General features: G+C 56.1%; 13 protein-coding genes. 3 read left to right on the forward strand and 10 right to left on the reverse strand.

Annotated elements, in window-relative coordinates:
• Positions 1–24: 24 nt before the first annotated feature.
• Genes J2S31_RS08125 through J2S31_RS08140 form a run of 4 tightly spaced genes read right to left on the reverse strand, consistent with a single transcriptional unit; the run spans position 25 to position 6,069 of the window.
• Positions 25–1,296 (reverse strand): peptidylprolyl isomerase, encoded by a 1,272-nt coding sequence (locus J2S31_RS08125; RefSeq protein ID WP_237098585.1) that lies wholly within the window; start codon positions 1,294–1,296, stop codon positions 25–27.
• The gene (locus tag J2S31_RS08130; RefSeq protein WP_237098586.1) at positions 1,271–2,257 is read right to left on the reverse strand and encodes a peptidyl-prolyl cis-trans isomerase; all 987 of its coding nucleotides are present in this window, start codon (positions 2,255–2,257) and stop codon (positions 1,271–1,273) included. The genes J2S31_RS08125 and J2S31_RS08130 overlap by 26 nt, the downstream gene beginning before the upstream one ends.
• On the reverse strand, positions 2,247–5,684 hold the full coding sequence (gene mfd, locus J2S31_RS08135) for a transcription-repair coupling factor (RefSeq protein ID WP_237098587.1): 3,438 nt from the start codon (positions 5,682–5,684) through the stop codon (positions 2,247–2,249). The genes J2S31_RS08130 and mfd overlap by 11 nt, the downstream gene beginning before the upstream one ends.
• A 22-nt stretch (positions 5,685–5,706) precedes the next feature.
• Complete coding sequence (locus J2S31_RS08140; RefSeq protein WP_237098588.1) at positions 5,707–6,069, reverse strand: hypothetical protein; 363 nt, start codon at positions 6,067–6,069, stop codon at positions 5,707–5,709.
• Positions 6,070–6,184: 115 nt separating this feature from the next.
• Here J2S31_RS08140 and J2S31_RS08145 point away from each other — a divergent pair, with 115 nt between their 5' ends.
• Positions 6,185–7,075, forward strand: coding sequence for a carbon-nitrogen hydrolase (locus J2S31_RS08145; protein ID WP_237098589.1), 891 nt, complete (start codon positions 6,185–6,187; stop codon positions 7,073–7,075).
• Entirely contained in the window at positions 7,065–8,123 is a 1,059-nt protein-coding gene (locus J2S31_RS08150) for an agmatine deiminase family protein (RefSeq protein WP_237098590.1), read from the forward strand. The genes J2S31_RS08145 and J2S31_RS08150 overlap by 11 nt, the downstream gene beginning before the upstream one ends.
• Here the strand turns inward: J2S31_RS08150 and J2S31_RS08155 are convergent.
• The 3 genes from J2S31_RS08155 to J2S31_RS08165 all read right to left on the reverse strand — a co-directional run bounded on the left by J2S31_RS08155 (position 8,120) and on the right by J2S31_RS08165 (position 10,134).
• Positions 8,120–8,881 (reverse strand): phytanoyl-CoA dioxygenase family protein, encoded by a 762-nt coding sequence (locus tag J2S31_RS08155; protein ID WP_237098591.1) that lies wholly within the window; start codon positions 8,879–8,881, stop codon positions 8,120–8,122. The genes J2S31_RS08150 and J2S31_RS08155 overlap by 4 nt on opposite strands.
• 17 nt (positions 8,882–8,898) lie before the next feature.
• Complete coding sequence (locus tag J2S31_RS08160; protein ID WP_237098592.1) at positions 8,899–9,219, reverse strand: LapA family protein; 321 nt, start codon at positions 9,217–9,219, stop codon at positions 8,899–8,901.
• Positions 9,220–9,297: 78 nt separating this feature from the next.
• A complete protein-coding gene (locus tag J2S31_RS08165; RefSeq protein WP_237098593.1) occupies positions 9,298–10,134 on the reverse strand; it encodes a hypothetical protein in 837 nt (278 codons plus the stop codon).
• Between the two features lie 268 nt (positions 10,135–10,402).
• On the opposite strand from J2S31_RS08165, the gene J2S31_RS08170 reads away from it, so the two are divergent.
• Positions 10,403–11,314, forward strand: a complete 912-nt coding sequence (locus J2S31_RS08170; RefSeq protein WP_237098594.1) for a sulfurtransferase — start codon at positions 10,403–10,405, stop codon at positions 11,312–11,314.
• A 37-nt stretch (positions 11,315–11,351) separates the two neighbouring features.
• Here J2S31_RS08170 and J2S31_RS08175 read toward each other — a convergent pair whose 3' ends face one another.
• The 3 genes from J2S31_RS08175 to flgB form a co-directional block, all read right to left on the reverse strand.
• The gene (locus tag J2S31_RS08175) at positions 11,352–11,810 is read right to left on the reverse strand and encodes a hypothetical protein (protein WP_237098595.1); all 459 of its coding nucleotides are present in this window, start codon (positions 11,808–11,810) and stop codon (positions 11,352–11,354) included.
• A gap of 188 nt (positions 11,811–11,998) precedes the next feature.
• Positions 11,999–12,319, reverse strand: coding sequence for a flagellar hook-basal body complex protein FliE (gene fliE / locus J2S31_RS08180; protein ID WP_237098596.1), 321 nt, complete (start codon positions 12,317–12,319; stop codon positions 11,999–12,001).
• A gap of 79 nt (positions 12,320–12,398) precedes the next feature.
• A complete protein-coding gene (flgB, locus tag J2S31_RS08185; RefSeq protein WP_237098597.1) occupies positions 12,399–12,821 on the reverse strand; it encodes a flagellar basal body rod protein FlgB in 423 nt (140 codons plus the stop codon).
• Positions 12,822–12,951 lie beyond the last annotated feature (130 nt).

Raw genomic sequence — 12,951 nt, forward strand, 5'->3', positions numbered from 1 at the left:
GCAGGCGCGGGAATGCCGCGGGAATCACAAGTTGTCCAGCAGGGATTTCTTACGGTGGTTGTATTCCTGCTCGGTGATCAGGCCCATGTCTCTCAGATTTTTGTAATACTTCAGTTTTTTCTCCAGCGGTCGGAACTCCTGGGAAACCGGAGTCTGCTTTTGAACGATTCCCTTTTTGCCGATTTCCAGGGGTGGCAGCACTTCCACCTGCCGCTGAACTTGTTCCTTCGCCTGGGTCGAGTTCACTTCTTTGACCGACGGGGCCGGCACTTTGTTCCCCGCAACAGGCGTTTTGGTTTGATCGCCCGAAGGTTTGAGCGCTCCCAGCTTTTTCTCGATGAACGACTGGGCCCGCAGGTCCTCAATGTATTCTTTGAATACCGACTCGAAACGCTGGTGCTTCAATTGAGCGGTGATGCGGTCTTCCACCTCTTCCATGGGAATGGGAGCGCCGTGCAGGACTTCCTCCACCTTGATGATGTGCAGTCCATAAGGAGAACGCACGATACCGCTGACCTGCCCCGACTCAAGCGAAAACGCGGCGTCCTCGAATTCGGCGATCATCTTGCCCTTTTCAAGCATGCCCAGATCACCGCCATTCGATGCAGTCACGTCCTCCGAAAACTCCTTCGCCACCTCCACAAAGTCACGGCCGCTCTGAATCTGCTCCAGAGCCATTTGCGCTTTGTTTTTTTTCAACTCCACCTCATCCTGCGTCAGGGTATTGTCCAGAATGAACAGGATGTGCCGCGCGCGCACTTTGGGTGTGGACCAGAACTCTTTCCGGTGCGCATCGTAGTACTCCGCAATATCTTCTTTTGTGACCTTGATCCGCGAACGGATCTCCAGATTGATGACGCGGCTCAACAGAATCTGCTCGCGGATACGCTTCTTATATTCTTCTATTGTACGGCCTTCCTGCTTGAGCATTTCGACCAGTTGTTCCTGCGTCAGGTTGCCACGGGCGCGGATATCATCCAGAGCGCTCTGCATCTGGCTTTCTTCCACGATCATGTTCAAGCGCTCGGCCACGCCGATCAGCAGAATTTCATCGATCATCTGATCGAGAGTTTGCAGACGCACCTCCTCGTAAGGAGGCAGGCTCTCCACGCCCATGCCGGAATAGCGGGCCATATCCACCCGCGCCCGCTCCTCCAGTGCGCTCAAGGTGATGATCTCGTTGTTGACCTTGGCCACGACACGGTCCAGCATTTTGGCCTGCACTCCCCCCGCTCCCGCAAACAGGAACAGAGCGGCAAACAGTATCGGTCTAATGAATGGTTTCCAGTGCGTCATAATTGATTTCGATTTTTGCCTGATTCTTCAGGTTGAGAAGCCAGGCCTGAAAGGCGGTTTCCTGGGCCTCACGCAACAGCTTCTTGTGAATCGCATCCTTCGATTCTTCAAAACTCATTTTCCGCTCGGGCTTTTTATCGACCACTTTGAACACGTGGTAGCCATACGGGGTGTGAATGATGTCACTGACCTTATTCACTTTAAGATCGAAAATTTCGTCGAATTCTTCCGGCATCTGCCCCGCCTCGAAGTACCCCATGTCGCCGCCGCTTTCGCTTTCCAGTCCCAGAGAATGCTCCCGCGCCAGGTCTTCGAATTTTTTACCCTTGCGCAGGAGCTTCAGGATGTCACGGGCCGAATCTTCATTTTCCACCATGATGTGCAGGGCGCGCAACTGTTCGCCTTTCTGGAATTCATCCTGATGCTCGTCGAAATACCGCTTCAATTCTTCTTCTTGTACTGAAACCCGGCTGTTGACGGTTTCCTGAATCAGTTTTTTTATAAGGAGCCGCCTTTTCAACTTCTCCTTCCATTCCTTTTCGGTATTTTCCTGGAAATCGAGAATTTTTTGAAATGCTTCCTTTTCATACCCCTGGCGGATGTTGTGGTACTCGATCTCCAGCGCGTCCGGTTCCAGTTCCACCCCCTGCTTTTTTGCCTCCTGCAGAAGAATTTTCTCCTGGATCATCTGATTGAGCGCGTCCATGCGAAGCCAGATCAACTTTTCCTTGGACAGGGACTCCCCCTCTTCCTCAACTCGATATTTTTTCTTGTTGCGGCTGACTTCCTTGGTCAACGCCTTGCGATCCAGCGTTTCGCCGTTCACGCGGGCAATCATATCGGAGTTCTCAAACTTCGGAGTTTCCTTGTCCTCGCCACAGCCGGTCAACAAAAACGCCAGCAGCAGGAGCACAAAGCCTGCGCACGGATGAATATAAATGGGATTCGATTCAATCTTCATCCAACGACTCCGCCAATTGTCTCAAGTACCCAACCACTCTCTCGATATCCTTTTTCCACCCGGCATTGTCCACCTTGACGCGGATCTCATACTCGGAAACCAGGCTCAGCCGCAAATCCAGAAGCGCGGTCAGGGCCTCCGTCTTCACCGGCGTGGTCGGCGCGATTTTCAGATAGACGAATTCCCCGGACCGTTGGGCTTTGGTGATGTGCAGGCGCTGACACAGGATTTTGGCTTCCATCAGCGCCAGCAGTTTTTCGGTTTCCGAGGGAATCGCGCCGAAGCGGTCGTTCAACTCCTTGCGAAAGGCCTCCAGGCCTTCGAGATCCCCTACCAACTGCAAACGCTGGTAAGCTTCCAGACGCTGATTCAGATCGGCAATGTAATCCTTCGGTATGTAGCCCCGCACCTGAAAGTCTATTTCGGTCTCGACCTTTTCCTCAACCTTCTCACCCTGCGATTCGCGAATGGTTTCCTCCAGCAGTTTGCAGTACAGGTCGAAACCGACGGTGGAGATGTGCCCCGACTGGTTTTTGCCGAGCATGTTGCCGGTGCCGCGGATTTCCATATCGCGCGCGGCCAACTGAAACCCCGCGCCGAGGTCGCTCATCTCTTCCAAAGCCATCAGGCGTTTGCGTGCGTCTTCGGACACCACCATGGTGCCGGGGATCAGCATGTAGGCGTAGGCCTGGTGCTTGTACCGCCCCACTCGCCCGCGCAACTGGTACAACTGGGCGAGACCAAACTGGTCGGCGCGATTGATGATAATCGTGTTCGCGGACGGGATGTCGAGACCGGATTCGACGATGGAGGTGCACAACAAAAGATCGATTTCCTTGTCGATGAACTGCTTCATCACCTTCTCCAGCATGCGCTCCTGCAACTGGCCGTGGGCGATGCCGATGCGCACCTCCGGCACGATCTTCTTGATGAGCGCCGCCACGGAATGGATGCTGTGCACCTTGTTGTGCACAAAGTAAATCTGTCCGCCGCGGTCCATCTCGCGCATGATGGCGTCGCGGATGGTTTTGTCGTCAAACTTGCGGATGTAGGTTTTGATCGCCAGCCGATCGCTGGGCGGCGTCTCAATCACACTCAGGTCGCGCACCCCCATCAGCGAAAAATGCAGGGTGCGTGGAATGGGCGTGGCGGAAAGCGTGAGGATGTCCAGCGACGCGCGCAGTTTCTTCAACTGCTCCTTGTGCTTCACGCCAAACCGCTGTTCCTCGTCGATGATCATCAGGCCCAGGTTGTGGAACTGCACGTCCTTCGACAGCAGGCGGTGCGTGCCGATGATGATATCCAGCTTTCCATCTTTTAAACGGCGCAACACTTCCTTCTGCTCTCTCGCGGTGCGGAAGCGGCTGACCATGTCGATGCTCACCGGATACATATGGAACCGTTCGCGAAACGTGTTGAGGTGCTGTTGCGCCAGGATGGTGGTCGGCACCAGCACCGCCACCTGTTTTTTGTCGAGCACCGCACGGAACGCAGCGCGCATGGCGACTTCCGTCTTGCCGTAACCGACGTCACCGCAGATGAGGCGGTCCATCGGTTTCGACTTCTCCATGTCCTCGTGGATTTCTTCAATAGCCTTCAACTGGTCGTCGGTTTCGACATATTCGAAGCTGTCGGAGAACTCCTGCATCAGGACGGGATCGGTGGCGTAAGCGTTGCCCTCGGCCATCTCGCGGGCGGCATAGATTTTCAAAAGGTCGCCTGCCATCTCGCGCAGGGAATCCTTCACTTTCTTTTTCTGCCGCTTCCACTGCGCCCCACCCAGTTGACTGAGCGTCGGGTTGTCCTCGCCCGCGCCCTGGTACTTCTGCACATATGCGAGGCCGTCCATCGGCAGATACAGTTTCTGATCGTTAGCGTAAAGGATTTCCATGAACTCGCCGCCGCCGATGCTGGTTTTCAGTTCGCGCGTGCCCAGGTATTTACCGATGCCGTAATCGACGTGCACCAAAAGGTCGCCCGCCTTGAGGTCCTTGAAACCGCGCTGGAAACTGGCCGATTTGGGTTTGCGGCGGTAACGGTGCTTGTGCGTGCGACCGAAGATTTCATGTTCGGCGACGAACACATGAGCGCTTTCGGGAAGTTGGAATCCACTGCTGACCTGCCCCGTCATCACCGCCAAACTCAACTCTTTCTCCAGAAGAAGTTCATTGACGCGGCGGACGTGTCCCTTCGTCGGGGCAACGACGGTGATCTCCATCCCCTCGCGTTGCCAGTCGCGCGCCGCATCGGCGAATCCGTCGAAGCGTCCCTGAAACCCGGGAATGGATCTGACCTCGAACGCCTGCGCGGCGTCGCCGGAAACCTTGAGCGCGTTCAGCACAACGTGACGACGCGACCGCATGGCTTGAAACAAACCTTCCTTACTCAGGTACAGCTTGTGCGGCGGCGGCGCGACTTCTTCCCGTTCCTGGCAACGCGCGTATTCATCGTGGATCAACGCCTCATAACGATCTGCCTTTTCCTCAAGCGCATCCTTTTCATCCAGCACCAGCAGGGCATCGGCGGACAGGTGATCAAACAGGCTCTCCGTCTGATCGTAAAAAAACGGCGACAGAAACTCAATACCGGAAAAAGTTTGCAGGTGACGCAGTTTTTCAAGCAACTCGTTCAGCTTGGCGCGGTCCACCGACTGCTCACGGGCGTGGTCGAGGATGCGCCCAATGCCCTCCTCGCATTCCTTTTGCGTGAGACAGATCTCGCGCACCGGAAGCACCTTGAACGCGTCGATCTCCTCCACCGAAATCTGGGAAGTGACGTCGAAGTAACGGATCGATTCCACCTCGTCGCCAAAGAACTCGACACGGATGGGATTTACCGACGATGGCAGGTAGAGGTCGAGGATATCGCCGCGCGAGCTGAACTCGCCAGGTTCCTCCACCATTTTGGTGCGGCGGAAGCCGTTGTCCACGAGGCACAGCTCCAGCAGTTCGCGGTCCACCGACTCGCCCCGCTTCACCGGATACGTGAGGTTGCTCAACACCTGCCGCGGCATGACGTACTGCATCGCCGCTTCCAGAGGAACGACGAGAATCGGACATTGGTTCCCGCTCAGTTTGTCGAGCACGTCCAACCGCTCGCCCGACACTTCGCTCAAAGGAGATAGCGGTTCGTAGGGAAGCAGTTCCCAGGTGGGAAAGAATTGCGGCACCGGCCGCAGGTTTTCATACTTGAGGAAAAACCGCAGATCGCCCAGCAAGGCTTCGCCGCTGTTCTGGTCGGCGGTCACGATGACCAGCGGGCGGCGCAGGGTTTTCCATAATCGCACCAGGAACCACGCACGCGAGGCCCCCGTCAAGCCCTCGACCGTGGACGCACCCACGCCCTCTTCCAGCGAACGGAAATATCCATCCCACCCACTCTGGGCTGTGGGCACGACTGCATTCAACGTATTGGCGGAACCGTTCATGAAAGGATTGACTGCAAGAGGATCAGGACTTCGCATTTTCGGGGAGAAGGTGTTCCCACTTTGACTCTCCCTTGATCTTGAAATTCACGGTGACGATGAAGGACGTGCCTTCATAAAAATTCAATTTGTAATTACCGCCGCCGAACCGTTCGAAAAGATATTCCTCGCAGTTGTCGCGAAAGCCGTTGAATTCTTCGAGGGTGAATTTGGCGATCTCGTAAAAATAAATCGAGACCCCTTCATAGACGCCCACAAGCAGGGTGAGGTTGATCTGCTGGTAAATCTCTTCGAACCGCTGGTCGCATTCTTCAGGGGTGGGGTCCCGTTTGAGTTCCCGTTTCAGCTTGGGTTTGTAGTAGTCGCGAAAAGCCTTTTTGACCCACATGATTCAGATTCTGGTGGTTGATGGGGTTGATCAAAAGTCATTGCCGTAGGGCGAAACATTTCTTATACTCCCTTGAAGGAAGCAAAGCGAGAAACCAGTTTAATTTTAATCAATTATGAGCACAAATACCAAGACAGAAATCGTGAAGGTCGGCCTCGTGCAGATGGCTTGCGGCCAAAACCCGGATGAAAACCTGAAGGAAGCCATCCGGGGCATCCGGCAGGCGGCGGAAAAAGGCGCGCAGATTGTCTGCCTGCAGGAACTCTACCGCTCACAATACTTCTGCCAGGTGGAGGACGCCGACCGGTTTCGGCTGGCGGAACCCATTCCCGGGCCCTCCACCGAGGCGCTCGGGCCGCTGGCCAAAGAGCTGTCGATTGTGCTCATCGTGCCGCTGTTTGAAAAACGGTCCGCCGGACTGTACCACAACAGCGCCATCGTGTTCGACGCCGACGGGTCGATTGCCGGTCACTACCGCAAAATGCACATTCCGGACGACCCCGGTTTCTACGAAAAGTTTTACTTCGCGCCGGGAGACAATGGCTTTCGGGCCATCGACACCCGCTACGGCAAAATCGGCGTGCTCATCTGCTGGGACCAGTGGTTCCCCGAAGGCGCGCGGCTGACTGCACTGGCCGGGGCACAGTTCCTGTTCTACCCCACCGCCATCGGCTTTCAGGACTTCGACGCCGAGGTCGCCTCCAAACAGGCCAACGCGTGGGAGACCATCCAGAAATCACACTCCATCGCCAACGGTGTGTTCACGGTTGCGGTCAACCGCATTGGCAAGGAAAACAACATCCAGTTCTGGGGCCGCTCGTTCGTGTGCGATCCGCTGGGCGAGGTGCTGGCCCAGGCGTCCGACGAATGCCCTGAAGTGCTGGTGGTAGACTGCGACCTGTCACTCATCGAAGAAACCCGCCGGGGCTGGCCATTTCTGCGCGATCGGCGGGTGGACGCTTACCAGAACCTGACCCGACTTTACCTCGATTCAAATGACCGCTGATTCCACGCCGGCGCAGTCCGGCTTTCGCATGCCCGCGGAGTGGGAACCCCACGCCGCCACCTGGCTGACCTGGCCGCACAACCCTGAAACCTGGCCCGGGCTCGACCTGCGCCCCATCGAAGACGTGTACCTGCAAATGATCGCCGCCCTGATCGAAGGCGAAACCGTGCACGTTCTCGCCAAGGACCCCGAAAGCCGCGTGTACATAGAAAAGCGCATGAAGGAACACCACGTACTCGGTAAGGATGTGCAGGTCCATTGCCTGCCCACCAACGATTCATGGATTCGCGACTACGGGCCCAATTTTCTGGTGCGGGAAAACGGTTCCCTGCGCGATGTCGCCGCGAACGTATGGCGGTTCAACTCCTGGGGCGGCAAGTACGAATGGGCACTCGATGCTCGTGCCGGGGTGGACATCACCCGCCGTCTCGGCATACCCATTTTCGAACCCGGACTGGTATTGGAGGGAGGCGCCATCGAGGTCAACGGTCGCGGCACCTGCCTCACCACCCGCCGGTGCCTGCTGGACGAAAACCGCAACTCCGGCATGACGCAGGAAAGAATGGAAAATTGTTTGGAGAAATACCTCGGCGCGTCGCACGTCCTCTGGTTCGAGGGGGATCTGGAAGGCGATGACACCGACGGCCATATCGACAACCTGGTGCGCTTCGTCAACGACGGCACCGTGGTCTATGCGTATGACGACAATGCCGAAGATCCCAATCACGCCTGCCTGCAAGCCAACCGGGAAACTTTAAAATCGGCAACCGATCAAAACGGAAACAAACTGGAAGCCATTGCCCTCCCCATGCCGGCCCGCGTGGAGTTTGCAGGCGACCGTCTGCCCGCCAGCCACGCCAATTTTTACATCGGAAACCAATGCGTGCTGTTGCCGGTGTTCGGCGGGGCGAGTGACAAAAAGGCGGAAGGAATACTGAACGATTTGTTTCCGGACCGGAAGGTGGTGCCGATTCTCTGCAATGAGTTCGTGCTGGGACTGGGCGCGATTCATTGCGTCACCCAGCAGCAACCCTCCGCAAAAACCTAAACCCGAAACTTGTATTCCTTGTTGGGATCGCGCTCGCAGTCGGGAGGAAAGCTTTTGCGTTTATCGGCGTAATACGGCTCGCGCTGATCACCCGCCGAAATCTTGTTGTAGGTCACATAAAGAACGCGGCGGGGGAAGTCGGTGAGATTGGGACCGGATCCGTGCGGCGCAAAGGAATCAAAGAACACCATGTCTCCGGGCTGGAGCGGCAGGGTTTCAAACGCCATGCCCTGCATCTGCCCGTCCGTCAAGGGTTCCCATTGATTGCCGATCAATCCACTTCGATGATGGCCGGCGGAGATCTGCAGTGGACCATTCTCCGGGGTCATGGGATCGATGCAAACCAGTGCGGTGATGAAAATATCAGCATAATTCCACCATCCCGCCTGTTGATCCTGATGCCATTTGAATCCGTCGCCTCCGGGCAGTTTGAAATTGATCTTGTCCTTGAACAGGATGGCAGGCTCGCCAAACAAGTCGCTGACCGCACCTTTCAACGCATCGCTGTCGAACAACTCGCGGAAGCCTTCATGATAGGGGTAAAGGTTTTCGACGCGCTGGAGAATCCGTTGGCCCGGGGATTTGAGGCTGGACTCGAAATACATCATGTGGCGTCCGGGAGTTTCCGGCCAGCTTTGCACCTCGCTCGCCCAGTCCAGCAGACGGTCGAGTATCGCCTCCGAAAAGGGATTGGCAAGAGACACGTATCCATCCCGTTCAAAATCCGCAATCTGTTGCGGAGTCAGTACCTTGCCCATGCTACCTCGCTCATGTTCTAGAGATTGTTTTTTTCGGTGAGTTCCGGAAGGGCCTTCGATTTCAGTTCCGCAACTTCCCTGTTCAGGGAATCGATGGTCTTTTGTTTGCTGTGAATGGTGGCCTTGAGCTTCATTTTAGAAAAGAAGCCTTCCACCCAGGCGAGGAGAAAGCCCAATCCCAGTGAAGCGAGGATGACGATCAAAAGGGGAACTTTGACATTAACGGAGTTGAGCCCGAAGTCGTAAAAGCTCACTTCCACCAGATCGAGATTTTTGACAGCGAAAATGGAAATGACCAACGCCAGCAAAACAAAAATGACTATCTTGATCGCAGGCATACCGTATAAGAGGAAAGGAAATTAAAAACGGCTTGGGGCCCGGCGGACCCCAAGCCGTGCTTGAATTATAGAATACTACTATTCGTCAGCGAACTCATCCCCTTCTTCTTCCATGTCATCTCCGCCTTCATCCGCGGGTTCTTCAGCGGAATCGTCGGTGGACTCTTCAGAAGAAGCTTCGGATTCGAGCTCAATCTGGCCAACCGGGGCTTCGGTGGAAGTTTCTTCCGAGGCCGCAACGGTTTCTTCAGCCACCCCGCTTTCAGTGGATTCCTCCACCGCCGGGGCGGGAGCGGTTTCCATCTGCGGAGCCGGAGTGGTCACAGGCGGCATCGGGGTGCCGGTGGCGGTGCCTTCCAGTTCCTGCAGAAGGCTTTCGATGCTTGCAACCACCTGTCCGGATTTGTTCTGCACGTCTGCCGGCGCATTGCCGGTGATGCCCTGGATGGAAACCAGCGCGCGCTTGAGTTCGGTAACCACCACCTGCCGCTCATAGGTGCCGAAGCGGTTTTTGAGGTCGGTGACATCTGCATTGACCTTGGAGAGCTGCTCGTCCACTTCCTGCCGCAGGGGGCCGAATTTCTGCTCAAGGGTGTTAACGGCGGCATCCACATCGCCCACCTTGTTGCCCAGGTCGCGAATGAAGAACAGGATGAAGATGATGGCCAGCGCGGCCATACCAAAACCCAGAAAAGCCACGGCCTTGAGGAGGCTCATCTCTTCTTTTTCGGGATCGACCGGGGCCACGGGTTTTTCGAAATCATCCTCCACGTTGCCCTCGTCTTCCTTATCTCCCTGGGCGTAAAAAGAGCTCGCGTCTTCCTTTTCTTCCTGCTTTATCTTTTCAAGACGATCCTCGGGGCTCTGCCCACCGGACGGGTTATCCCGGTTGCTATCCTGATCATTCGTGGCCATTGATCCTCCAAAATAACGGTCTTAATTGAACTTTTCTATTTTATTATCCCTCAGTCGCATCCAGCCGGCAGGTCCGGTATTCTGGGGGTCATCTAATTGGATCGACCGCCCCGGACAGTCCCTTCTCAACCCACAAAACGATTGCCGTTCCGAAACATAAATAGATACAATGATGAAGGGGCTGGCGATTGTTAACGCTTGCTTTTCCGGAGCATGAAAGGCTGTTGCACAAAAAATGAAGCATGATATTACAAGTCTAAAAGACTTTTTGTCAAGGAAAATAAAGGCTCTTGCCACCTGCGTAGGGCTGGCTATCTGCCTGATTTGCGGGGCCTCGGCGACCACCTGGGCGGCGGAGGAATTCGCGCCTCTTTTGACCATAAATGAGTTCCGCGCCCTGCCCCAAAATGAGGTCGTCCTCCTCGACACCCGTTCCGCCTGGCGCTACCTGCTGGGCCACATCCCGGGCGCCCAGCCCACCGGCAACTGGCAGGATTATTCCGTGCAAAAAGACGGGGTACCGGGCCTGATCGACCAGAACCGCTCCGCCATCGCCCGCAAATTGAAAGCTCTGGGGGTGGACCGGGGCAAAACGCTCGTCCTGTACGGCGATCCCGCTGACAAATGGCGCACCGACGGACGTTTTTTCTGGATGCTGGAGTTCTACGGGTTCACCAAAACCGCCCTGCTGGAAGGGGGACTGGACGCATGGGAAAAACAGGGGTTGCCGGTGGAACGCGGAACGGCTTCACCGCCGCCTGCCTCTCAACTCAAGCCCGAGGACATTCAATTCAATTGGAATGTGTACGCGGATCAGCATTGGATCGCCGACCGCCTCAACACGCCGGAGCTGGCGCTGATCGACAACCGCGAGCGTCATGAGTACAATGGAGCGACGCCTTACGGGTCTTCCCGCGGTGGGCACATTCCGGGAGCGATTCATATCGACTGGCGGGAGTTTTTCGACGGACAAGGACGCTTGAAAGCGAAGCCGGTTCTGGAATCCCTGCTGGCGAGATGGAACATCACCAAAGACAAGGAAGTGGTGGTGTACTGCACGGGTGGCGTGCGCTCCGGCATGGCGTACTTCGTGTTCCGCCATCTGGGCTACAACGTGCGCAACTACGATGGCTCGTGGTGGGACTGGAGCCGCAATTCCCAACTGCCGGTGGAATCCTGACGCTCCCGGAGGGAGCGCCGTGTTCTTTATCAACCGATCAGTGAGAGCCTTCGGGCATGGAGCCTTCCGGGTAGCCCATGGGGGGTCCGCTGTACGGATTGCCCATCGGCGGCCCCATTTGCGATCCCTCTTCATGCGAATGGTCGGAGCCTTCCTGCTCGTGCTGGGAACCTCCGCCCATCATGGGATTGCGGGCCGGGCGTCCCAACGCTTCCGACGCGTGGACCAACGCCTCGTTGTAATGCCGCAGGGCTTCCTGCGCGTGTTTGATGGCTTCCGGCGCATGCGTTTTCACTTGCTGGGATGCATCGTCCATCTTCAGACTGAACTCGAGGTGCTTGATCATCTCCTGCAGGTGCAGGTAGCCTTCTTCGCCATGTCCCAGGCCGACACTGGCGTGGCCTCCCGATTGCGCCCAGACAGGCGAAACGGTGAACATCCCCAAAACCGCCGCTCCCACGAAAATGGAAAGCATCTTATTAACGAGGCGCTTCATACTGACCCCCTAAAGGATTCGCTCATGATCGCAAAACACCCGGGCCTGCTGTGTTTTGCCCATTGATCTCCTAAATATCCCCCAATCGCCCACCCTTGTCAACGCACAAACCTGCCAAGCCTCAGGCAAAAAAAATCCCGCCGGAAACCCGGAGGGATTGAAAAGATACACTCAAATTAAGGAGGCCGTCAGACCTGCATGCGCATCACTTCCTGGTAGGCTTCGACGATTTTGTTACGCACCTGCATCGTCATCTGGAATGCGAGGTCGGCCTTGCTGACTGCCACCATGGCTCCATGCACGTTCTGCGATTCGCCGGTCACAAGTTTTTCGATCGCCTGGTCGGCTTCCTTCTGCAGGTTGTCCACCTGCTTGATGGATTCGGACAGCGTCTCTTTAAAAGACGGCGCGTTGGGATCAACTTTCTGCGGCGCACCTTTGCCCTGCGCCGGGTTGAGCCCCGGACCAAGAACCGTCTTCAGATTGGCTTTGAGGGTGTTGTCATCCATCTCGAAACTCCCGAACTCCTTTCACCAAGTTAGGCTTATCCTGCTGGATTGTCAATCCTTATTCCCCTGCCCCGCGCCGTCACGCCTGTGTGTTCTCACGGATGGCGGAGCGGATGATGGAGCCGCGTTTGCTCATCAATTGCACCGTGGCGGAGTACGCGATCTGGGTCTGGGCCAGCTTGGTCATTTCCTTGTCCACGTTGACATTGTTGCCGTTGGACCGGGCGGCGTCCGGCTCCTCGTGCACCTGCGGCTGAAGCCGGCGCAGGGTGTCGAGATCTGGCCCCATATGGCCGGATTGCGTCTTCTTCAACTGCAATCCGCCGGAACCCAGCGCATCCTGCAACGCGCTTTTGAAATCAATGTCCTTGGCCTTGTAACCGGGGGTATCCATGTTGCTGATGTTGCTGGACACGAGCAATTGGCGCTGGGACTGAAAATCCAGCGACTTACTCATCAATAGCGGCACATGGTCTGAAAACAATAAGCGGTCGATCAGCATAAATCACACTCCTTTGCCATTTATAAGCAAAACCGGTGCCACCAAAACCAAAAGCAAAACCTATTATATTTAAATGAGTTATAAGCAGGGCACGCCGCGCCGCATTCCGCGCCGCTGAAAAATACCGGGA

Origin of the sequence: Nitrospina gracilis Nb-211, assembly GCF_021845525.1 — a bacterium.
GTDB lineage: Bacteria > Nitrospinota > Nitrospinia > Nitrospinales > Nitrospinaceae > Nitrospina > Nitrospina gracilis_A.